A 23,711-nucleotide genomic window follows, 5' to 3' on the forward strand; every position below is an offset into this window, starting at 1 on the left:
AGTTGGTGTATGAAATTGAAAAATGTATTGAAAAACCATTCGTTCTTTTATATGTGGATTGGTAGCGCGATTTCAGAGTTAGGCGGGGCTTTCGGAACGTTATGTAATTCGATTCTTGTTTACGAATTAACAGGATCAAAAACAGCATTAAGTAGTATGTGGCTACTATACTTTATCCCATCTCTTATACTACAACTAATAAGTGGCCCATTTATTGATAAATGGAGCCGGAAGTGGATTATGATTTTTTCGCAATGGATGCGGGCTTCGGTTTTCTTACTGCCGTTAGTCATGTTACTTACTAACAGTATAGAAGTATGGCATGTGTATGTCGTACAAATAATAATCGGGCTTATTACGCCGCTGTATACACCTGCAAGTCAAGCAATTACACCGAGCATTGTAAGTAAAGAACAGCTTCAAGACGCAAATGCGTATATTGATGGGATGGCTCGTCTTATGATGTTTCTTGGGCCCGTATTAGCCGGAGTAGTCATTCATTTGATTGGAACAGAACTTACATTATCTTTCGTATGTATTTGTCTATTTGTTAGTGGTGCGTTATTACTTAATATAAAAGAAAAGAGAACAAAACAACCTATTCGGAAAACGTGGCTAGAACAGTTTCTTCACGGTTTTACATATTTTTTCACAAAACCAGTTATCGTTTGGCTCGGTGTCTTTCTTACTTTCGTGCAATTTGGGGTGGGGGTAACGTTGGTTACAAATCTACCTTATATAAAAGATGAGCTTTCAGCAGGGTATGCGGAGTTTGGTTGTTTTATGGCTGGTTTCCCGTTTGGCTATGTAATTGGATCTATACTAGTCGGAAAAGTAACGTATAAAAGCCGGCGTATACTTATGCTTGGTGGATTGTTTATAGGAGGACTTACATACATTTCTCTAGGGTTCAATCATAGTATAGTAATTGCGGTGTTCATTGAAGTAGTTGCAGGCATTTGCATTGCCTTTTTCAATGTTCATAACACAACCATATGCCAACAAACAGTACCAAACAATATGATAGGGCAAGTATTTTCAGTGCGGTTATTTTTCATACGATCCGCTATGCCGTTAGGTGTGTTATTAGGAGGCATACTGAGTGAAATGTGGGGAGTGAGAGCACTATACTTTATCATCGGTGCGATTATATGTACCACTTCTTTAATAGGAATATTACTTCCGTATTTCAAATTTTTAGATGAGGCGATAGAAAAGAAATCAGCATAATTCAAAAAATTAAAACTTTACAATTGAAAATAATTATCATAATCAATTATAATAGAAGAATACTAGTATTCGTATTACAAAGAGGGAGTGGGATATATGTTTATCGAAACGAAAACATTTACAGTAAAAGAAGGTACATCAAATATAGTTGTAGAACGTTTTACTGGAGAAGGTATAATTGAAAAATTTGAAGGCTTTATCGACTTGAGTGTTCTTGTGAAAAAAGTAAGACGAGGAGACGAAGAAGTAGTCGTTATGATTCGCTGGGAATCTGAAGAAGCATGGAAAAACTGGGAAACAAGTGAAGAACATTTAGCAGGACATAGAGCGAGCCGTGGCAAACCAAAACCAGATCATATCATTAACGTTGATCACGCAGTTTATTATGTAAAATCATCGAAAACGGCTTATCAGCAGTCTTAAAATATAATTAAAGGTAGAGGATATTTGTTTATTAATAAACAAATATCCTCTTTTTTTGATTTATAGTAAAATATGGATGTGATATATGTTTTATTGTTTCGTTATAAATGGAGGTAAATGAAGTGAAGAAAATGTTTGGAGGTTATAAATGTTAGAAACACAAACATCTATTAAACATGAACAACATAAAAAATTAGTGCAAACAATAGTAGCTGAAATCTTATCAATAGATAAGGTAACTGGATGTATGCTTATCGGATCTGTCGCAAGAGGTGATGCATATCCTGATTCGGATTTAGACTTATATATTCTTTTAGAAGACGGACAAAAAAAGAAGTTTCATTCTGAAACGAGAGAGGAAATTTTAGTTGAATATAAGTATGCAGATGTTAATCAAATACAAGTAAACTTTAAAAACAATCCGATGGAACTATACTCATTTTTAGCAGGGGAAATTTTATTTGATAAAAGCGGTGAGTTAAAAAAGTTAAAGGAAATAGCTACATATGAATTTGAAAACTATCGTGTTTCTAGCGACAAAGTGAAAGGTATTTCTCATTGGTTGCATAGTTCGCTCATTAAAATTCAGTCTGCTTTGAAAGCACATGATGAGCTAAAGGCTTCATACATAGTTCATACGTCAACTTGGACATTGATAGAAGGGATATGGGCTATTAATAACAAACCTACACCGCCAGCTGGATCTGTTTTAAGGTATATTCAAGTGTTGCCTAATAAACCAATCCATTTGGAGGCATTACTTCATAAATTATTTTTAGGTGATACGACAGAGCGTATCTCTTCAGCAATCTTCTTGATTGAGTGGGTTTTACACAATTTGAAAAGTAAATAATGTGGCTATTATATATAGGTACATTAATATTTCACGTCGAATCGTTCATGTAATTGCATTCATATTAAAAAACGTTCTAGGCTATAGAAAAAAGTATTAGACTATAAAACATAGTCTTAAACGGAACACTTGAGTATCATGTCTTACATATTTAGGTGTTATCAATATGAGTCTATATACCTTCTGTTTAATAGGAGATGAGTGAATGAAGTTAAATCATTTGAATCTATGTGTTGATAATTTATCAGAAGCGAGACATTTCTTTGAAACATTTTTTGATTTTCAATTTTTAGAGCAAAAGGGAAAGGCACTAGTAGTGATGAGTGACGAGAGTGGATTTATACTTGTGCTAAGCGATCCAAAAGCATTTAAGGGAAATAAGGAAGTTATGTATCCTGAAGCTTTTCATATTGGTTTTTTAGTGGATAGTTCAAATGAAGTTGATCAAGCATATAATCGATTAGTAGCTGGCGGCATTGAAATAGAAAAGGCACCGTATTCTATGAGAGGGAGTAGTTATGGTTTTTATTTTTCAATGTTTAATGGATTGTTAATTGAAGTGTCCTGCCTTGACTATAAAGATGGTAAGAAAGTTCAATAGCAATCAACAAGAGTAATTGTTTGAAGGTGTAAATATAGCCCCTTATCCAGTTTGGAAAGGGGTTTGATTATTGTATATGTTTTTTTAAGGGACATAAAAAATAAAAAACAAGTGAATTTTAGTCAAGTATATGAATTGTGAGATAACTTCTTTATTAATCTATCTTAATTTCAAATTCAAACACAGCTTGATCCTTCCGAAACGGCATATTGAGTTCTTTAAATCGTAAGCTTATTCCAGACAAATTATCAGGAAGGGCAGGAGATATAACGAAATGATGACTAAAATGTCCATCAGTGCCACCGCCACCTTCTGACCAGCAGTCATATGTATCATCTATTGATAATTGGAAGAAACTATGAGGCTTATTTTCATTAAAAATTTCATCAGTGGAATCCCAATCGCTATATAAATAAACTACACTAGCATTTGCGTATTGCCGAATAAAAGTTACGGTATACATAATACCTTTATGTTCATACGTTTTAAAAACAGGTATATGTTTTTTGAATGTAGTTGGTTCGACACGAGGTTTAAATTCACCTTCGTCCATTATGGAAGAGAATAGTGAATTTAGATAGTCTGGATAAAATCCGTATTGCTTTGCCCATTTATAAATCGCTTCGTCATGTGGAAAACCTGGGTCATCACCTGAAAGTTCTTTCCGTTCTTTTAATAGTTCACAAATTTTTTCATCGATAGTATACAATCGTTCATCGTAATAATCAGTAGGGCGTTCAAAAGTCATCCGTTTCATAATCATTCCTCCTTTTCTTTATTTTAACAAAAAAGAAAGGGCGAAACATTTTTTAATATAAATATTAATTGTAAATTTAAAATCATTCATAAATCAAATATTATAGATTTAAAATGAAGTTTGATAACAAGGTAGGTCTATTTAGCAGCGGAATTGCTTATGTATAAAATAACAATTTTGTATGCTGATGCAAGAAAATTTAGAGAATGAAGCAGGTTTTCCATATGGTAAAGTACGAAACTATTATAAGTAGTGCAGTGATATGAATAGGAGGTTACGGCTATGACAGCTGTTTTTAAAGATATGGCGTTCCAGCTGAAAACAGAACGACTCGATCTGAATATGTGGGAGGAATCCGATGCAGTCTGGCTTAGAAAATTAATTGGTGAACGTGGTGTGGACATGCCAACTGTTGATTCTGTTCGTAACGCTCTTATTGAGATGCGCAAGAAAGCAACTGAAAATGGAATTTCTCTTCTTACTATTCGTAGGCGAGAAGAAGGGGATTTCATCGGATACTGTGGCTTAATTATCGGTCGTTCCACGCTTGAAGAGCCGGAAATTGCATACGAATTGTTCCAAAGTGCTCATCGCAAGGGTTATGCGACAGAGGCAGCATCAGCAGTGCTAGAGGCTGCGATTGCTACGGGTCGCCATAGACTTTGGTCAACTGTAGGCGCTTGGAATACGGCGTCTTTCCGGGTATTAGAAAAGATAGGGTTTCATCGGCATCACAGTAAGTGGGGGGAGCGCGGTGAGATTGTTTGGAATGTACGAGATCTGTAGAAATCTGACCAAATTCGGAACAAAAAATGTAAAAGAAAGCCTCTATGTTAGGTTACTTAGTAATCTAACATAGAGGCTTTTTCTTATAGTAAGTATTGATTTTGTATATATTTAAGTGTAATAGTCTGTCGTTTATTTTAATTTTTTACATCTTCGTATAATTGGAGTGCCTCTTTTACATTTAATCCATTCTTCACGATACCATGAATCGCTTGAATCATCGCAGCAGGATGTTCAGATTGCCATATGTTCCGGCCCATATCTACGCCAATTGCGCCTTCTTGCAGTGCATTGTACGTAATGTTTAATGCGTCTTCAATTGAATCTAGTTTTGGTCCGCCAGCGATGACGACTGGGGCAGGACAAGTGCTTGTAATTTTTTCGAATCCTTCGCAGTAATACGTTTTAATAATGTCAGCTCCCATTTCAACACAAACGCGGGAAGCGAGAGCTAGAAAGCGAGCTTCACGTTTTTGTAATTCTTTCGCAACAGCGGTAATGCCGAGTACTGGCAGACCGTAATCGTGAGCTTCTGAAACTACATTTGCGAGATTTGAAACTGTTTGTGTTTCATAGTCGGATCCGACGAAAACTGAAACGCCGACGCCAATTGCATTTTGTTTTACTGCTTCTTTTACAGGTGTAACAATTGTTTCATTCGCTAAATCTTTACCGACGACAGTAGCTCCGCCTGAAACACGCATAACCATCGGTGTGCTGCAGTTTTCAGGAATACAAGAGCTAAGTACACCACGTGTCAAAAAGAGGGAATCCGTATAAGGAAGTAAGTTTTTAACGGTCTCAAGTGGTTGTTCTAGGCCGTGAATTGGTCCTAAAAAGTAGCCGTGATCTATCGCTAACATAACCGCTCTGCCATCAGGTAAAATTGTATTTAATCGATTTTTAAATCCCCAAGTCATGTGAAATCACTCCTTCGTTAATGTTGGATTTTCCGTTTGTACTGTATCTTTATTTGGTAAATGTGGTGACTTAATAAAAACTGCTTTAAAAGGTTTGTCAGAATGGTTAATAAGATAGTGAGATTCATGAGGGCGAACTTGCAATACATCGCCTTGTTTAATCGGAACCCTTTCGTTATTCACATAGAAATCAATTTCACCTTCTAATGCATAAAAGACTTCTTCGCACGTCGTATGATAGTGATTTTGAAACTCCTGCCCAGGCTGAATGACAACAAGACCAAGATCAATATTCGGACCTTGTATTAAATATTTCGGCCCGTTATCACCGAAGCGATAGGAGAAATCATTTTCATTCGCTTTTAACATACATTTCACTCCTTTATCCCGCATTAACGGGCAGTAAAACTCCCATCTCAAAATTTAGCTGGAGCAAAGAAGATAGGGGGAGATCAACTGCCCGTAAAAGCCCGATTGGTTCAACTAATAATCAGTGGGGGAGGAACAAAATCCCCCACTGATTAAAGTTTTACTTTATGTAATCTGTTACAGTGCACCAGGCGCAATCCACATATGTGAGGTGAGCCCTTTATCAGCTAAAGCGAGCTGACTGTCATATACAGTTTTCCATGTTTCATAGAATTCTTTATATAGTTCGTGATTTTCAGTAATTGGTTCGAATGTGTGCTCCCACTGTACAAACTGTTCGGCAGTTTCTGCCATAGATGAATATATGCCAGCACCAACTCCGGCAGCAATAGCAGTTCCTAAAGCAGCTGCTTCTTTCACAACTGGTACTTTTACAGGGATACCGAGTACGTCTGATAGAATTTGTGGCCATAGTTTTCCTTTAGCGGCACCGCCAGCAAACACGACTTCAGAAGGGAATGTTCCTGTGAGATTTTCTATTAATTTTAAGTTACCAAGTGTAACGAAGGCAGCATTTTCTTCAATAGCACGGAACAGTTCTTTTTTTCCGCATTTGTCAGCATCTAAACTTAAATTTAAAAAAGAAGGTGCGGCATGACGCCAAGAAATGTAGTTCATTACGTTTGAAAAAGTAGGGATAATACCATGTGAGCCGACAGGTACGTCTTTCGCTTGTTCTTCTAATAATGCATAAGCATCTACACCGAGCTTGTCAGCAAGTTTCTTTTCCTCTTGGCAAAAAGCGTCTCGAAACCAGCGCATAACAAGCCCTGGAAAAAAGGCAATCGTTTCATATTGCCACAGGTTAGGTACGACGTGACAATTTACGCGAATTGCAGCATATGGATCTGTTAGCGGTTCTGTAACATTCACTTCTTGTTGCCAAAAACTACCTCCGCATATTAACGTTTGATTAGGTTTCACGACTCCTGTTCCAAGTGAGGCCATTTGTGCATCTCCGCCCCCGGCAACGACAGGAATTCCTTCACGTAATCCAGTGAATGCTGCACACTCTTTTGTAACATTGCCGATAACGGTACCAGCTTCATTTACTTTTGGTGAAAATGTCAAAGTTAGACCGCAATCTATAGCGATATCGTTATCCCATACTCTATTTTGTAAGTCAAAAATACCGGACGTACATCCGTTTGAGGGATCGATTTGCAGCACGCCGCTTAATTTATATAAAATCCAATCGTTTAACATCGTAAAAGAGTGAATAGCATTATAGACGTCTGGTTCATGTTTTTTAATCCAAAGTAGGCGGGGTAAAGCACCTAATGAAAAAGTTTGGCCTGATCTAGTATATAAATCTTCTTCAAGATGCGACCGAATTTCTTTTAGCTCACTAACTTCGGCAGATGCGCGCCCATCAACATTTGCACAAGCCCAAATTTCTTGCCCATCTTTATCATATAAAACAAAACCTTCTCGCATACTAGTAGCGCTAATAGCTTGAATAGAAGAGGGAGAGACATTACTTCTTTGTAAAACTTCTTTCGTGCATTGTTGTACAAGTTGCCAGTTTTCTTTTACATCAAAATTCATAGAGCCTGGATAGCGAGGATCCGTTTTATGAACCCATTCTTTTTGACTGACCGCAATTTGATTACCTAGTAAATCAAAAAGAACAGCTCGAATGCTTCCTGTACCAGCATCAAAAGCTAATAAATGAGACATTAACAATCACCATCCTTTCGTAATAAGGAGAGGGCCGTTTCCTCATCGGTAATTAATGTATGAATGAACTTTCCTTTTAAGGCACCATATATTGCATCTATCTTTTCTATACCTCCAGCAACACCAACGACATGCTTCATTTTGCGAAGGATAGAGAGTGGCGTACCAATTAGGCGGTTGTGATGCGGAAGATGTAATAAATCACCATTCGTATTATAAAACTGTCCTAAAATATCACCAGCGCCGTGTTGGCTACGAATATATGTCATTTCACGTAGCGTTAATTTTTCTTCTTTTACAATAGTTGCGTCTTGGGATAGCCCGCCAATACCAACAACTGCTGTATGAGCAAGTGAAGCGACATGAAGCATATCTTTTACACTCGGTTCTGATAGAATACTTTGTGCCATTTCGGTTGTAGATGCTAAAAACGGCGTAGGGATAATGTGAAAATCGCCTTGCATGTAGTGAAAATAGTTTTGTTTTCTCGGGAGATAGTGATTTACTCCGCCTGTTAGCGTTACGATTGAAAGATTAATAGAACTTTCAAAATGAATGTTTTCTAGCATTTTGCTAATCGTTTCGCCCCATCCAATGCCGAGTAAATCGCCTTGCTGGAGCTGAGTCTCTAAATATTGTGCAGCAGCTTTTCCGAGTGAGGCGGCATAATTGTCTATTGGAGTAGGGATAATGAAAGCATCTTTTAAGTGGAAATTTTTCATTAGGTCACGTTCAATGCTCAAACAGTGCAAACCAGTACCTTTTACGTGAAATGTAACGATACCTTCACTGCGCGCCTTATCTAATAACCGGACGACTTTATTTCTTGAAATATGAAGAAGTGAAGCGATCTCCTGTTGTGTTAATTGATCTTTATAATAGTACCAAGCTACTTTAGTTAATAAATTCTCTTCAAAGTTTAGCTGTGTCATACTCTTCATCCCTTTCAACAATTGACCACTGCTTAAACATATGTGCTACATATTTTGTTTATTCCAGTTGAAACGATTATTAGTCTGGTGAAAAAAGTGTTCTAGATATGAAAAAAGGAATATACAATGCTACAAAACAAGTAGAACAAATAATCATTTTCTCAAAAAATGTTCTGGATAAAGGCAGGTGACATCATGTGAAGAACGTACCTTTATTACATGTAAAGAAAATGAGTAAGGCGTTTTTAAATCAACTTGTGCTAAAAGAAGTGGACTTACAAGTAGAGCGTGGTGATATATACGCTTTAGTTGGGGGAAATGGCGCTGGAAAATCAACATTAATGAAAATATTAACGGGGTTATATTCGTATGATTGTGGAGAAATGTATGTAAAAGGAATGAGGAAACAGTTTGCAAATCCGAAAGAAGCCCACCGAGAAGGGATTTACTTAATACCACAAGAACCACTCATTTTTCCGCATATGACCATTGAAGAAAATATATGTATCGGACTAAAAGGAAAGAAAAAGGAATTAAAAGTAAAAATCAAGCAATTGATTGACAGTTTAGGATGGGGGATTGACCTTAAAGAACTGGGAGGATCACTATCCATTGCGCAGCAACAATTAGTAGAAATCGTTAGAGGGTTAATAAGAGAAGCCGAGATTCTTATTTTAGATGAGCCAACATCGACATTAACAACTCACGAAATGAAGAGTCTTTTTGTGCTGATGAAAAGTTTGCAAGAAAAAGGAATTGGGATGATATATATTACGCATCGCTTTCCAGAAATTTTTGAAATTGCAAATAAAGTGGCGATATTACGAGATGGAATGATTGTAAGCAAAGGGGATGTATGTGACTTTACATATGACATGTTGATGGAGGGATTATTGCCAAAAGGGTATAAACAAGAAGAGAAAAGAGAAATAGTGCGAGAGTCAAAAGAAACGAAAAAAATATTAGAAGCAACTGATGTAACGAGTCACGCATTCGAAAACATTTCATTCACTGTACATACTGGTGAGATTGTAGGTATTGCTGGCATTGTTGGATCAGGCAGAACTGAATTAGCAGAAGCGATATTTGGATTGAAACCTATAAAATCAGGTTCTATTTTATTAGAAGGAAAATCAATTGATTCATACTCTTTGCATAAAAGACTAAGCGAAGGACTAGTTTATGTGCCAGAGGATAGAGTAAGAAATGGTATTTTTTCAATTGCATCGGTTAAAGAAAATATGACTGCAGCAAGTTTACATCAAAATAGTCGTTTTTTCATTAACCAAGAAAAAGAAAGCGCTTTAGTGAAGTCGTATATAGAACAGTTTCGAATTGTTGCACGAAGCATGGATGAAGTACTAGCATCTTTATCAGGAGGTAATCAGCAAAAAGTCGTGCTTGCAAAATATCTTGCGTGTAATCCGAAAATTATTATTCTTGATGAACCGACTCGCGGAATTGATGCGAAAGCAAGGCTTGAAGTATATGAAACGATAGAAAAAATGAAAAGGGAAGGACTCGCAATATTATTAATCTCTTCAGATATTGAAGAAATTGTTCAATTAGTAAACCGTGTATATGTAATGCGAAATGGACAATTTGTTTCTCATCTGGAGAAAGAACAAATACATGTAGAAGAAGTTACACGTCTAGCATACGGAGGTGTAACGGAATGAAACGTATGTATAAAATGCACGAAACCTCTATCATACTGTTATTACTAATTTACATTGCCATTGTCGGAATGATAAATCCAAGTTTCGTTCAGCTTAACTCGTTATCTTTAATGATGAAATCAAGCGTTATTTTAGTCGTGCTAGCAATTGGCCAATCGTTCGTCTTATTTACGAAAAATATAGACGTATCAGTTGGTTCAATTATGGGATTAAGCGCAGCGGTTTGCGGGATGTTGTTATCGGATGGATATAATGCATTCTTGTCTATTACAGCTGCTATTTTACTTGGCGCTATTATCGGGTTCGCAAACGGGATTGGCGTTGCAAAGTTTCGGGTACCAGCTATTATCATGACATTAGGTATGTTAGGGGTCATTAGAGGTGCGATGTTAATTTTCACAGGCGGAAAGTGGATTGAAGATATACCAAACGATTTTAAGCAACTGTCATCTATCGTCATACTTGGTTTGCCGATAATTGTATGGCTTGTTCTTATTATTTTACTACTACTATACTTCTTTTTAAGGAAAGTGCCATTCGGAAGATACTTTTATGCGGTAGGTGATAATGAAGATGGCGCGAGACTCATTGGTATACCTGTTAATAAAGTAAAGATATATGCGTTTATTATATCGGGTATAAGCGCTGCGCTCGCTGGTTGCATATTTGTTTTGAATATCGGGTTCGTTCCAAATCAAACAGGAACCGGGATAGAACTACAGGTTATCGCAGCTGCGGTACTAGGGGGAATTCATTTAAAAGGGGGAACGGGTTCTATAGTTGGAGCTGCATTAGGAGCAGTATTTTTAGAGGCGATTAGTAGTTCACTTGTCTTTTTAAAAATACCTGCGTTTTGGAATAATGCTATTTCAGGGTTTTTATTATTAGTAATCGTTATGTTAGATAGTGTTATGAAAAAGTGGAAGGCGGAAAGGAGGATGAATCTATGAAGTATTTGTACAGATGGGAAGGCGTTCTAATTGTATTACTTCTTATAGAATTCATTCTCTTTAGTTTTATAAGTAGTGATTTCTTAAATATTAGTAATCTCCTTTTTAGTACAAATGATTTTCTATTTATAGCAATCGCGGCGATACCAATGACTTTCGTTATTGTAACAGGAGGAATAGACGTTTCTGTAGGATCTATTATGGGGTTAACTTCGATTATAATTGGTGTACTTTGGATGAATGGAATACCTATTTTGCTAGCGGTCATATTAGCTCTTATAATCAGCTGTTTAGCAGGAGCTTTAAACGGAATCATTATAAAAATGACAGACGTAGAGCCACTTGTCGTTACACTCGGAACGATGTTTTTATACGGCGGAATTGCACTCGTCATTTCAGGAGGGGCAGGTGCTTCTGGATATGAAGGGATAAGTGGTTTACCTGACGCATTTGTACAACTTGCAAACGGTAGTTTTATAGGAATACCGAATTTATTATGGATTCTGATCGTATTAACAGTTTTATGTACTATATTATTTCACCGTACTATATATGGGCGCCACGTAAAATTAACAGGTTCGAACGAAAATACAGCAAAATACACTGGGATCAAAACGAAAAAAGTAGTCATTATCGCTTACATACTTTCCGGGTTAGGAGGTGGATTAGGGGGCGCTTTCTTAACTGCATATTTCGGTTCCGCACGTGCTGATATGGGAAGTGAAACGATTTTACCAATCATTACTGCAGTCGTATTAGGCGGGACACTTATTACAGGGGGAAAAGGAAGCATTATCGGTACTGTACTGGCGAGTATTTTTATAGGGCTAATGCAGTATGGCTTGCAAATGACGGGTTTAACAAATGAACAATCTAACGTAGTTATTGGTATTATTCTTATTCTTTCAGTTATTATGAGACATTTCAAATTACATCAATTTACAATGGGGAAAAGAAAGAACTTGCATAAGGGGGAAATGTCATGAAGAGAAAACTGGGGATTCTATTAATAGTATGCATTTGTATAATCGGTTTAATTGCTTGCTCTAGTCAAACGGCAGATAAGAAGAAGGCAGATGATGTGAAATTTGCATTCATTCCGAAATTAACTGGAGTTGGCTTTTTTACATCGGGCGGTGAAGGAGCAAAAGAGATGGGAGATAAACTAGGCGTACAAGTGAAATATGATGGACCGTCTGAAGCAAGCGTATCAGGCCAAGTGAAATATATAAACAATTTTATTAACCAAAACTATGATGCACTTATGGTCTCTTCTACTTCAGTAGATGGACTATCACAATCATTGCAACGTGCTAAGAAAAAAGGGATGACGGTGTTAACGTGGGACTCTGATGTGAATCCGAAAGACCGTTCATTTTATATAAGCCAAGGTACACCAGACCAACTTGCTAACTTATTAATTGAAATGACTTCAAAGCAAATTGGAGATAAAGGAAAAGTAGCCTTCTTTTATTCTAGCCCAACAGTAACGGATCAAAATCAGTGGGTAACGAAAGCGAAAGAAATTATTAAAAAGAAATATCCGAACTGGGAAATTGTAACGACGCAGTACGGTGAAAATAATGCGCAAAAATCTTTATCCGTAGGGGAGAATATATTAAAAACATATCCGGATATTAATGCAGTCATATGTCCAGATGCAACGGCACTACCAGCGATGGCACAAGCAGCTGAAAACTTAAAAATGGATAAAAAGGTAGTCGTAACAGGGTTTTCGACACCTAACGTTATGCGTGATTACGTAAAACAAGGAACAGTAGCGCAATTTGGATTATGGGATGTAAAACAACAAGGTGCACTCGCAACTTATGTAGCAAATGAAATCGTTGTAAAAGGGAAGAAGTTAAAAGTAGGGGATAGCTTTGAAGTAAAAGGAATTGGAAAAGTGAAAGTAGAGCCAAATTCTATCCAAGGTTATGATTATGAAGCAGAAGGAAATGGAATTATCGTATTACCAGAGCGGGTTGTATTTACGAAAGAGAATATTGATAAATATAATTTTTAGGAACAAAAAAACGTCCGAATATATCGGACGTTTTTTTGTTCCTTCATTAATTATGAACTGTTTCTTTTTCATTTAATCCAAGCGTACGACCAGTAGAAGTGTGAAGATCTTGGAACAATCTTGGATTTTCAGTTAGTGAAATGCCGTAAGAAGGGATCATTTCTTTTATTTTTCCTTCCCATTCTACCATGCGGCTTGGGAAACATTTTTCTAATACTTCAAGCATGACGTGAACAGCAGTAGAAGCACCTGGTGATGCACCTAGTAATGCAGCGATTGATCCATCAGCCGCACTAACAACTTCGGTACCGAATTGAAGTGTACCTTTACCGCCAGCATCAGTGTCTTTAATTACTTGCACACGTTGCCCAGCAACTACAATATCCCAATCTTCACTTTTCGCGTTCGGAATGAATTCGCGTAATTCTTCCATACGTTTTTCATGTGATAACATAACTTGCTGAATTAAGTATTTTGTTAGTCCCATTTCTTTTACACCAGCAGCTAACATCGTTAAGACGTTATTTGGTTTTACAGAACCAATTAAGTCAAGATTTGAGCCAGTCTTTAAGAATTTAGGTGAGAATCCTGCGAACGGTCCAAATAGTAAAGCTTTTTTATTGTCTATATATCTCGTATCAAGGTGAGGTACAGACATTGGCGGAGCGCCAACTTTAGCTTTACCGTAAACTTTCGCATGATGTTGCTCTACAACTTTTTGGTTTTTACATACCATAAATAGTCCGCTTACTGGGAATCCACCGATATGTTTTGATTCAGGAATGCCAGTCTTTTGTAGTAGAGGTAGACTACCGCCACCGCCACCGATAAAGACGAATTTTGCAGTATGATGCTCAATTTTACCACTATTCATATCGTGTACTTTCACTTCCCACAAACCATTCTTCGTACGTTTAATATTTTCGACACTATGTTTGTAGTTTAGCTCGACATTTTTCGTTTGTAAGTAATCAAACAACATACGAGTTAATGCACCGAAGTTAACGTCTGTTCCAGAGTCAATCTTCGTTGCAGCCATTGGTTCGTTAGGTGTACGTCCTTCCATAATGAGTGGAAGCCATTTTTTTAATGTTTCAGGAGCATCGGAAAATTCCATTCCTTGAAACAGTGGATTTTTTGAAAGCGCTTCAAAACGGTTTTTTAGAAACTCAACATTTTTTTCGCCTTGTACTAAACTCATATGAGGTAGAGGCATAATAAAATCTTGTGGATTACGAATTAATTTGCTTTTTACAAGATATGCCCAAAATTGTCTTGAAAGCTGGAATTGCTCATTCACTTTTACAGCCTTACTAATATCTATAGATCCGTCAGATTTTTCGGAAGTATAGTTCAGTTCGCATAGCGCAGAATGCCCTGTACCTGCATTATTCCATTCATTAGAGCTTTCTTCCCCGGCACTTGCGAGTTTTTCAAAAACTTTAATTTCCCATTCAGGTGCTAATTCTTTTAGTAATGAGCCTAACGTTGCACTCATAATTCCTGCACCAATTAAGATAACGTCTGTTTTTTGCTGCATGTTGCTCATGATAATCTCTCCATCCCCTATATTGGCAAAAAAGAGTAGGTGTTTTTTTATATCTAAGCCGTAAATTGAAAACACCGCCTAGGCCCCACCTAGGTGTATACCTTTTTTGTCTCAATTATATAACCATCTCATACTCTATTATAATAATTAATAGACTAAAATATCTAGTGTTATCTGATAATTTTAAACTATTTAACGTTTTATTCGCCAAAAATCTTATTTAACAAGCTCTTTTAAGGTGATAAATAGAAAAAAATTACAGTTTGAAATTATCTCGAAAAAGCTTACGTATCGTAGAATGGGTAGAAAGGATACCTTTTTATGGAATTTTACTCCTGTTAATAGTGTGATTATTCTGTAAAATGAAAAGGAGGGATACCAATGCGTACACAAGAACAAATCGCAAACTTATTTCGAAATTTTTCAATAAAGGAATGTAAAGGGTCAAGTGACTTATATGAATACTTATCAATAAAAATTGCTGAAGATGAGGAAGTACTTACACTATCTTCCTACGCTCAAGTAGGCCAACCAGTCCCAAACTTATTATTAGGCGCCGTACATTATTTATTACTAGCAGGGAAAGAACATCATTTAAAAACGTATTATAGTAGTTTAGTTGAAAATACGAATACAAATTTAGATCAAGCTTTTGATCAATTTAAAGATTTCTGTAAAACGTTCCGAGAAGAAATCATTACTTTGTTACAAACAAAACTTGTTCAAACGAATGAAGTAAGGCGATGTGCGTACTTATACCCAAGTTTCTGTTACATATTTAATAAAGTGAAAAAGCCATTAGCGTTAATTGAAATTGGGACAAGTTCTGGGTTACAACTGTTCTGGGACCAATATAGCTATTCGTACGGAACAGATGAAACATACGGAAATATAAATTCAAATGTACATTTAATTTCTGAAATAAGAGGAGAGAATGTGCCTCATTTTCTAAAAGAAAGTCCATCTGTCGCAGAAAGAATAGGACTAGATTTACATGTAAATGATTTACATAGTGATGAAGATTATTTATGGCTACGTGCACTCATTTGGCCAGAACATAAAGAAAGACTTGAAATGTTTGACCAAGCAGCATCTTTAGTGAAAAATGAATCTGTTCAATTAATAGAAGGAGACGGTGTGGAGCTATTGCCATCTATTATTGAACAAATAAGTGAAAATGCTGTAATCTGTATTTTCCATACACACGTCGCAAATCAAATACCTGAACAAGTAAAACATAAATTAGAAAAACAAGTGAAAGAAATCGGTGCAAAACGTGATGTATTCCACCTGTATAACAACATGTGGGACCGGGACCTTCATATTGATTATTATATTAACGGAAACGAATATCGTGAAACGGTTGGGGAAACAGAAGGGCATGGGAGATGGTTTAGTTGGAAGCTTAAAAATCGAACTTTATGCTAAAGAAAATCTATCAATTATGGGTTTCGTCACCAATATTCGTAATAAAAACAGTTGACAGAAGGTAATTCGTCAACTGTTTTTTCTTTTTATTAAATTTGTTTTATGTATCCAATGTAAGTGTTAAACAGGTCCCTGCTGCATGTTGCAAATAGTTGATGAGATAATTAGAAGCCACTGGTTAATGAGCTATATTACTAGTTTAAGAATTTATAACTTCAAACGGAAAAACCAAGGGAAAGTAAATATTTAAAATGAATATATAATACATGCGAGAATGAGCACAATTGGATAGGGGGGCTTCCAAATGCATATGGATGAACGAATGAATTTGCAGGTAACTAGTCAGGCTCTTCAGGTAATGAATAATGGAATTGCTGTTATAAGTCATGATGGAATCATCACATATAGCAACAAACTATTCTGTAGCATGTTACATAAAAAAGAAAATGAAATAATAGGTCAGCATATATCAACGATTATTCCTGATCGGAAGAAGTTAGTAGTGAATCAAAGTGATAGTTTGTACAGGTATGAATGCAGGAGTGGAAACCAAGTTTTAATTGTGAATGAATCCCGTGTATATCAGAATGAGACAGAATACGGATCAATTGCCATTCTGGAAAGTAAGGGGAAAAGTATACAGTCTTTGGAAAGCATCATAAGTCGATATGAAAGTGCCTTACATTTACTGTCTGAGTGCATTCTAGGGGTAAATGAACAAGGAATTGTTAATTTTTTAAGTGGTTCTTATGCACAATTTTTAGGGATTGATGATCCGAAGAAAGCGATTGGAAAGCATTGTACGGAGGTTGTTGAGAATACGAGGATGCATATTATCGTAAAGACGGGACAGATGGAAATTGGGCATATCCAGCGTATAAGTAATCGGAATATAATCGCAACGCGCATACCTATCATAAAGGAAGGTAAGATTATTGGAGCAATTGGTAAAATTATGTTTCATGATATACAGCAGTTTAAAGCTTTGGGAGACCAAATTAGTGAAATGGAATCAAAGCTATCTTACTATCAAACTGAATTACAGCGGCTGCAAGAAGGGCGACTTTCCTTTCAAAGCATTATAGGAGAGAGTGAAAAAATGAAAGAAGTCAAAATGATGGCTTTAAAGGTTTCTAAAAGTCGGTCTACCGTTTTGATAAGAGGAGAAAGTGGTACAGGAAAAGAGCTCTTTGCGCATGCGGTACATCGTGCAAGTCCACGTGCAAATGGTACATTTATTCGTTTGAATTGTGCTGCGATTCCAAGGGAGCTTTTGGAGGCTGAATTGTTTGGATACGAAGAAGGGGCTTTTACAGGAGCGAAAAAAGGCGGTAAGCCTGGGAAGATTGAATTAGCCGATAAGGGAACGTTGTTTTTAGATGAAATTGGTGATATGTCTTTGGATATGCAGGTGAAGTTACTTCGTGTATTGCAAGAGAAAGAGATTGAAAGAATTGGAGGTACGAAAATTCAAAAGGTTGATGTCCGTTTCATTGCGGCGACACATCGAAATCTCCGTGAAATGGTGCAAAGAGGGGAATTTAGGGAGGATTTATATTATAGGTTGAATGTGTTTGAGATTGATATTCCTCCGTTGCGAGAGAGAAAAGAAGATATGATACATATAACGGAATTTTTAATTAAGAAATTGAATGGTGAGCTAGGTAGTAATGTTCTTTCATTGGATAAGAGAGTAAGAGACATATTCATGGAACATGATTGGCCAGGGAATATTAGAGAGCTAGAGAATGTGTTAGAACGAGCGATGAATGTTATAGAAGAAATGATTATTCAAGTGCATCATCTTCCTGCCTATTTACGGAAAAAAGATTTGGAAGAAGAGTTAAATCATGAAACATTTACAATGGACCAAGATAAGCATGAGGTGAGTTATTTACTGCAGGCGGAAGTGGAAGCTGCTGAAAAACGTGCAATTACGAGAGCTTTGGAAAAAACAGCTGGAAATATAAAAGGGGCAGCCGAGCTTTTAGGAATTCATCGGGCCAGCTTATATAGAAAAATAGAAAAATATGAAATGTCATGAAGGAAAGCAAAGGGCAAACAGGCCCTTTTTTTGTTTGTAGCAATAAATATTGTCTCTCTTTTGCGACATTTTCTTATATATGCGACATGGTTGCTAATATTTGTAGCGTAAATGCGACATGTGAAATTAGACAAGTAAGGGAGAGTACGAAGGAATAAGTGAATAGGGAATGAGTCGATTTTTGGCATGCTTCTTGCTATATAAATAAAAAGGATTTTAGCAGGAAGGGGATGGAATTCAATGTTGAAAAATCAAAGTTTACCGCATTTTATTATGCAAAGTATCGAAAAAACACCTAGTAAAGTGTATTTACAATTTGAAGAACAAAGGATTACATATGAGGAGCTTTATCATCGAATTGCAAGAGCCATAGCAGGATTTTGTGAGCTCGGTATTCAAAAAGGAGACAAGGTTTGTATTATGCTTCATAACACTCCTGAATATCTGGATGTTTGGTTTGCTTTATCTTTCATGGGAGCAATTGCGGTACCTCTGAATGTGCATTTAAAAGGAGAAGGCTTGCAGTATATTGTAGCCCATTCTGATTGTAAGTTAATTATTGTTGATAAGGAGTTTGTTCCTCAAATTGCTTCTTGTTTGTCATGTATACAAAGGGACATTCAAATTGTTGCTTACGGAAGAAATGAAAGCGTGTTCATTAAAGGCGATGGTAAGGAGCGGTCAGTAATCGAATTGAAAGATGTACTACATACAAATAACCATCACCTTCCAAACGAATTTGTTTCTTCCACTTCTATTAACAGTATCCTATATACCTCTGGAACAACTGGATTACCTAAAGGAGTCATGTTAAGTCATTCTGCCTATGTAAATTCTGCGCAGTCATTTGCCAACTATATGGTTGGTGCAAGTTCAAAAGATGTCTTATTTACAGCGCTTCCGTTATTTCATATAAACGCCCAGGCTCATACAGTACTTGGGGCTATTTCTTCTAATGCGACGATCGCTCTTGGTAAACGGTTTAGTGCTTCTAGATTTTGGAGTGAAATTCGCAGTCATGGCGCAACCATTTTTAATTCTTTAGGATCTATGATTCCTATTCTTTACAAGCAGCCAGAAAAGGAAAACGATAATGACAATTTAGTAAGGGTGACGGCTTGCGCTGCTACGCCTAAGGAGTTTTGGAAGCCGTTTGAGGAGCGATTTGGCGTCCGGATTGTGGAAGGTTACGGATTAACGGAAACGACTGGTTTTTGTGTAACGAATCCAATTCATTCCAACAAGCCACCTTCTATAGGAAAACCATATTCTTACGTAGAGACGAAGATTGTCAATGAAGATGGAAATGAGGTACGGACTGGTGAAATTGGAGAGATTTTTATTCGTTCCTTACAGAGACAAGCATTCATGGAAGGTTATTATAAAATGCTTGATAAAACAGAGGAGGCAATGAAGGAAGGATGGTTCCATACAGGAGATCGAGGTTATCTAGATGAGGAAGGTTATCTATACTTTTGCGATCGAATCAAACAGTGTATCAGGAGGCGTGGTGAAAATATCTCCTCTTGGGAAATCGAAAAAGTTGTGAATAATCATCCAAAAATACTTGAATCAGCGGCCATCGGTGTCCCGTCAGAAGTGGGAGAAGAGGATGTCAAATTATATGTGATTGTAAAGAAAGATGAAACGATGTCCCATGAAGAGATTATAGATTGGTGTCAAGAACGTATGGCTTACTTTATGGTACCTAGATATGTTCAGTTCAGTGAAACTTTCCCAAAAACCGCGACGGAACGGATTCAAAAATTCAAGCTGCAGGAGGAAGGAATCGGCGGTGCTTGGGATCGTGAACGGGTCGGTTATGTAATTAAAAGAACGAGTTGATGTGCTGATTTTACCTCATATCATATTAGAAAGAAGGGAATGGATTGGAAAATAAGCGAGTTGTTACATGGTCCAAAGAAAATGGAATCGCAACGATTATCATTGATAATCCTCCTGTAAATGTACTAAGCGGTGCTGTGGTAGAGCAACTGACGGTAGCGGTCGATGAAATTGAACGGGACGATGAAGTAATTGTTGTACTTCTAACTGGCGCTGGTGGAAAGGCCTTTGTTGCAGGAGGGGACATTAAGTCGTTTCCGGAATGGATTGGGAAAGGAAGTGAATACGCGGAGGAAAAATCATTGTGGCTTCAGAACCCGTTAAATAAAATTGAAAGATTGCCGAAGCCTGTAATTGCTGCTATTAACGGACTAGCGCTTGGGGGCGGGTGTGAATTAGCTTTATCGTGTGATTTACGGATTATTGAAGAACACACCCAAATCGGGCTTCCGGAAGTAAAATTAGGCTTGTTTCCAGGTGCGGGAGGAACGCAACGTTTACCTCGATTAATCGGAACTGCAAGTGCAAAGGAAATGATGTTTACTGGTGAACCACTCACTGCTGAAGTAGCATGGAGAGTTGGTTTGGTGAATCATGTTGTTCCGCGTGGCGAATCGCTGAATAAGGCGAAGGAACTAGCATTGAAAATAGCTCGGTTTTCTCTTCCTGCATTATCTTTGATGAAGCAATCTATCGATAAAGGGATAACTTCTTCTCTTGAGGACGGATTAAAAATAGAAGCTGAAAATTTTGGACATGTGTTTCAAACGAGTGATGTAAAAGAGGGAGTGGAGGCTTTTATAGAAAAGAGGGCACCAATCTTTCATCATAAATAAAAAGCTATAACTATAATATGCAAAAAGTAATGCCTGCTCTGACAGGCATTACCACAATATATACAAACAGAAAAGGATACAAAGTTGAAAAATCCATATTATGGAGGGGGATTGGGGTTATGGATTTATTGATTGTATTGTTATCGCTTGGCTTACTCATTTTTGTAGCTTACCGAGGATTCTCAGTCATTTTATTCGCTCCGTTATGTGCGTTGCTCGCTGTATTTTTAACAGAACCAGCGAATGTTTTACCGTTCTTTTCTAATGTTTTTATGGCGAAAATGGTCGGATTTATAAAATTATATTTTCCTGTATTTTTGCTTGGAGCGATATTCGGTAAAGTGGTAGAAATCACTGGAATAGCAGAAAAAATCGCGAAAATTATTATCCATTTTATAGGCGTGAAAAGAGCAATTCTTTCCATCGTATTAATGGGAGCGATTCTTACATACAGTGGTGTCAGTTTATTTGTGGCAGTATTTGCGATTTATCCATTTGCGGCGCAATTATTTCGCGAGGCAAATATTCCGAAACGTCTCATTCCAGCGACAATCGCATTCAGCGCATTTACGTTTTCGATGGATTCACTTCCTGGATCGCCTCAAATCCAAAATGTTATTCCAACTACGTTCTTTAAAACAGATATTTATGCCGCTCCTACATTAGGAATTATCGGAGCACTGTTTATCTTCATATGTGGTATGTTGTATTTGGAAAGGTGTAGGAAGAAGGCTGCTGCTAAGGGAGAGGGGTACTTCGGAAAAGGCGGTGCTACTTCTGAGATGGCTGCCACAACTAGTGCACAATTGGTGCAAAATCCGATTGCTTCAAGCGATGTAATTCCAGTTAGTTACTGGATAGCTTTCCTTCCGCTTATGCTGGTTGGCGTAATGAATAAAGTCTTTACAGCATTCATCCCTGTTTGGTATACAAAGGGATTTGATTTTGCATCTATAGGTTTGAAGGAGTACGGAACAATTGATATGGGACAAGTCGTGGGGATTTGGTCTGTGGAAATGGCACTACTTATCGGTATATTGTCTGCTATTTTATTAAATTTCCAAGCAGTAAAAGAACATTTTCAATCTATTACAAGCGTGGGCGTAAGTGGTTCAATCTTAGCTGCCATGAATACCGCAGCTGAATATGGGTTTGGTGCCGTTATAGCAGCTTTACCTGGATTTGTCATGATTCAAAACTATTTAACGGGGACTTTCTCAAATCCTTTAATTAGTGGAGCGGTCATGACGAATATATTGTGCGGACTGACGGGATCAGGCTCGGGTGGAATGAGTATTACATTAGGTTTAATGGCAGAAAAATATATTGAAGCGGCAGTGAACTTTGATATTCCGTTAGATGTGCTGCATCGTGTAATTGCAATGGCGGCAGGAGGTATGGATACTTTACCTCATAACGGAGCAGTTATAACTTTACTTGCAGTTACAGGATTAACGCACCGGGAAGCTTATAAAGAGATTTTCGGTATTACGATAATAAAGACACTTGCCGTATTCTTCGTTGTTGGAGTGTATATGATGTTTTCTATTGTATAGTAGGAAATGTTATTAATAACGCAATCATTCTTTTAGATAATGAATAATGGTAACCAGAAACAGTCAACTTTCTATGAGACGATGGTTACTTGTATGTTTTCAATGAATTTCATAAAAAACTTAAATTGTAGATTGAGATTGAAATATCCCCAACTTTACTTGGTTAAGATGAGTAGGGCTTCCCTGTTAAAATAATAAAGTCGGTAAATTTACTTGTTGCAACGATGCATTTCTTCACATCCATTGCAACAGAACCTATTTTTTCCCTTTGATAACAGGTGTATCACAATGTAAAGTAAGGTAGTTTACTGATTTATTTATCCTTATAAAAATACTTGAAATATACCCTCGAGTAGCAATTTCATTCCCAACTATAAGAAAATAATTATAGTGGGCTCTAGATTGTCAACATTAATATTAGCTGTGAAAAGCTTTTGCAAACGTTTTTTATCCATAGAAGAATTTGAGGGGATATTTCTAGTAGTAGTTGAAGATGTAATGAAATTCCAGAAAAAATGAAAGTAACTAGTTACTTTCATTTTTCTTTTGTGATAATATGTTAGTAATTACTTACTTACATATTGAATGGAGGAATAAAGATGGGGAAATTAACAGCACGAGAAAAAGTTATGGAAGCTGCTACGTTATTATTTGGGGAAAAGGGGTATACAGCGACAACAATTCGTGAAGTGGCAGAAAAAGCGGGGGTAAGCGAGTTAACGATATTCCGTAATTTCAAAAATAAGGAAAATCTTTTTAGAGAGAGTATTATTTTACGGACGACACCAGTGGCTTTGTTAGAGGAAATAGAAGAGCAATTTACTGGTGATTTACATAAGGACCTTACGAAAGTAGCAGAAACATATATTCAAACCAATTTGCCAAAGTTAAATTACATTTGGGCTGCGTTAATAGAATCAAGACAAAATAGTGAAATGAAAGCATTACTACATGAATTGAATTCACATTTAGTGGATCATTTAGAAAGATATTTAAAGCAACTTGAAGAGAAGCGACACATTTCCGCTTGTAATTGCCGTCTTATAGCGAATATGTTTTATGGACAACTGTTTTTATACATTATGAATGTAAGTATATCGGAAGAAGAAATTCAGTTAGAAGAGTATATAGAGACGTGTGTAAATTTATTTATGAATGGGATATTAAATAAAGAATGCGAATAAGGG

The 23,711-nt window shown here is 36.9% G+C and carries 21 protein-coding genes; 15 read left to right on the plus strand and 6 right to left on the minus strand.

The features are described 5' to 3' along the window. Window positions 1–9 precede the first annotated feature (9 nt). From MNO09_RS15640 to MNO09_RS15655, 4 genes are all read left to right on the plus strand, one after another. Window positions 10–1,230 (plus strand): MFS transporter, encoded by a 1,221-nt coding sequence (locus tag MNO09_RS15640; RefSeq protein ID WP_000769361.1) that lies wholly within the window; start codon window positions 10–12, stop codon window positions 1,228–1,230. A 96-nt stretch (window positions 1,231–1,326) separates the two neighbouring features. Further along, the gene (hmoA, locus tag MNO09_RS15645) at window positions 1,327–1,653 is read left to right on the plus strand and encodes a heme-degrading monooxygenase HmoA (protein ID WP_000469504.1); all 327 of its coding nucleotides are present in this window, start codon (window positions 1,327–1,329) and stop codon (window positions 1,651–1,653) included. A gap of 148 nt (window positions 1,654–1,801) precedes the next feature. Continuing rightward, a complete protein-coding gene (locus MNO09_RS15650; RefSeq protein WP_241950189.1) occupies window positions 1,802–2,506 on the plus strand; it encodes a nucleotidyltransferase domain-containing protein in 705 nt (234 codons plus the stop codon). 205 nt (window positions 2,507–2,711) lie between these two features. Further along, window positions 2,712–3,107, plus strand: a complete 396-nt coding sequence (locus MNO09_RS15655; protein ID WP_000773092.1) for a VOC family protein — start codon at window positions 2,712–2,714, stop codon at window positions 3,105–3,107. A 154-nt stretch (window positions 3,108–3,261) separates the two neighbouring features. On the opposite strand, the gene MNO09_RS15660 is transcribed toward MNO09_RS15655, so the two are convergent. Continuing rightward, window positions 3,262–3,864: a chorismate mutase family protein gene (locus MNO09_RS15660; RefSeq protein ID WP_000827655.1), complete on the minus strand. Its 603-nt coding sequence runs from the start codon at window positions 3,862–3,864 to the stop codon at window positions 3,262–3,264. Window positions 3,865–4,146: 282 nt separating this feature from the next. Here MNO09_RS15660 and MNO09_RS15665 point away from each other — a divergent pair, with 282 nt between their 5' ends. After that, window positions 4,147–4,650 (plus strand): GNAT family N-acetyltransferase, encoded by a 504-nt coding sequence (locus MNO09_RS15665; protein WP_241950190.1) that lies wholly within the window; start codon window positions 4,147–4,149, stop codon window positions 4,648–4,650. A 137-nt stretch (window positions 4,651–4,787) separates the two neighbouring features. Here MNO09_RS15665 and lsrF read toward each other — a convergent pair whose 3' ends face one another. The 4 genes from lsrF to MNO09_RS15685 form a co-directional block, all read right to left on the minus strand. Beyond that, on the minus strand, window positions 4,788–5,570 hold the full coding sequence (gene lsrF, locus MNO09_RS15670; RefSeq protein WP_000219778.1) for a 3-hydroxy-5-phosphonooxypentane-2,4-dione thiolase: 783 nt from the start codon (window positions 5,568–5,570) through the stop codon (window positions 4,788–4,790). Between the two features lie 6 nt (window positions 5,571–5,576). Then, the gene (locus MNO09_RS15675) at window positions 5,577–5,939 is read right to left on the minus strand and encodes a cupin domain-containing protein (RefSeq protein WP_000909986.1); all 363 of its coding nucleotides are present in this window, start codon (window positions 5,937–5,939) and stop codon (window positions 5,577–5,579) included. A 177-nt stretch (window positions 5,940–6,116) separates the two neighbouring features. Then, entirely contained in the window at window positions 6,117–7,679 is a 1,563-nt protein-coding gene (gene lsrK, locus MNO09_RS15680; protein WP_000018824.1) for an autoinducer-2 kinase, read from the minus strand. Beyond that, window positions 7,679–8,611 carry a sugar-binding transcriptional regulator gene (locus tag MNO09_RS15685; RefSeq protein WP_000192723.1) on the minus strand — a complete coding sequence of 311 codons (933 nt, stop codon included), beginning with the start codon at window positions 8,609–8,611 and terminating at the stop codon, window positions 7,679–7,681. Before MNO09_RS15685 ends, lsrK begins: the two co-directional genes overlap by 1 nt. A gap of 197 nt (window positions 8,612–8,808) precedes the next feature. On the opposite strand from MNO09_RS15685, the gene MNO09_RS15690 reads away from it, so the two are divergent. From MNO09_RS15690 to lsrB, 4 genes are read left to right on the plus strand one after another with little or no spacing between them, the layout of a single operon-like run. After that, the gene (locus MNO09_RS15690; protein ID WP_000800273.1) at window positions 8,809–10,290 is read left to right on the plus strand and encodes a sugar ABC transporter ATP-binding protein; all 1,482 of its coding nucleotides are present in this window, start codon (window positions 8,809–8,811) and stop codon (window positions 10,288–10,290) included. Beyond that, the gene (locus MNO09_RS15695; protein ID WP_000827674.1) at window positions 10,287–11,240 is read left to right on the plus strand and encodes an ABC transporter permease subunit; all 954 of its coding nucleotides are present in this window, start codon (window positions 10,287–10,289) and stop codon (window positions 11,238–11,240) included. The genes MNO09_RS15690 and MNO09_RS15695 overlap by 4 nt, the downstream gene beginning before the upstream one ends. After that, window positions 11,237–12,226: an ABC transporter permease gene (locus MNO09_RS15700; protein ID WP_000876511.1), complete on the plus strand. Its 990-nt coding sequence runs from the start codon at window positions 11,237–11,239 to the stop codon at window positions 12,224–12,226. Before MNO09_RS15695 ends, MNO09_RS15700 begins: the two co-directional genes overlap by 4 nt. Beyond that, window positions 12,223–13,266 (plus strand): autoinducer 2 ABC transporter substrate-binding protein LsrB, encoded by a 1,044-nt coding sequence (gene lsrB, locus MNO09_RS15705; protein ID WP_000823626.1) that lies wholly within the window; start codon window positions 12,223–12,225, stop codon window positions 13,264–13,266. Before MNO09_RS15700 ends, lsrB begins: the two co-directional genes overlap by 4 nt. A gap of 46 nt (window positions 13,267–13,312) precedes the next feature. Here lsrB and MNO09_RS15710 read toward each other — a convergent pair whose 3' ends face one another. Beyond that, window positions 13,313–14,815: a malate:quinone oxidoreductase gene (locus MNO09_RS15710; RefSeq protein WP_000069157.1), complete on the minus strand. Its 1,503-nt coding sequence runs from the start codon at window positions 14,813–14,815 to the stop codon at window positions 13,313–13,315. Window positions 14,816–15,196: 381 nt separating this feature from the next. Between MNO09_RS15710 and MNO09_RS15715 the strand changes: the two genes are divergently transcribed. From MNO09_RS15715 to MNO09_RS15740, 6 genes are all read left to right on the plus strand, one after another. Next, window positions 15,197–16,243 (plus strand): DUF2332 domain-containing protein, encoded by a 1,047-nt coding sequence (locus tag MNO09_RS15715; RefSeq protein WP_001260245.1) that lies wholly within the window; start codon window positions 15,197–15,199, stop codon window positions 16,241–16,243. A gap of 304 nt (window positions 16,244–16,547) precedes the next feature. Then, window positions 16,548–18,287 carry a sigma-54-dependent Fis family transcriptional regulator gene (locus MNO09_RS15720; RefSeq protein ID WP_000550895.1) on the plus strand — a complete coding sequence of 580 codons (1,740 nt, stop codon included), beginning with the start codon at window positions 16,548–16,550 and terminating at the stop codon, window positions 18,285–18,287. A gap of 240 nt (window positions 18,288–18,527) precedes the next feature. After that, complete coding sequence (locus MNO09_RS15725) at window positions 18,528–20,132, plus strand: ATP-dependent acyl-CoA ligase (RefSeq protein WP_000916935.1); 1,605 nt, start codon at window positions 18,528–18,530, stop codon at window positions 20,130–20,132. A gap of 44 nt (window positions 20,133–20,176) precedes the next feature. Then, window positions 20,177–20,968, plus strand: a complete 792-nt coding sequence (locus tag MNO09_RS15730; protein ID WP_000428760.1) for an enoyl-CoA hydratase — start codon at window positions 20,177–20,179, stop codon at window positions 20,966–20,968. A gap of 119 nt (window positions 20,969–21,087) precedes the next feature. Beyond that, window positions 21,088–22,524, plus strand: coding sequence for a GntP family permease (locus MNO09_RS15735; RefSeq protein WP_000364901.1), 1,437 nt, complete (start codon window positions 21,088–21,090; stop codon window positions 22,522–22,524). Window positions 22,525–23,123: 599 nt separating this feature from the next. Then, the gene (locus tag MNO09_RS15740; protein ID WP_000517410.1) at window positions 23,124–23,708 is read left to right on the plus strand and encodes a TetR/AcrR family transcriptional regulator; all 585 of its coding nucleotides are present in this window, start codon (window positions 23,124–23,126) and stop codon (window positions 23,706–23,708) included. Window positions 23,709–23,711 lie beyond the last annotated feature (3 nt).

It is taken from the genome of Bacillus sp. N5-665, from assembly GCF_022637375.2.
Classification (GTDB): domain Bacteria; phylum Bacillota; class Bacilli; order Bacillales; family Bacillaceae_G; genus Bacillus_A; species Bacillus_A wiedmannii.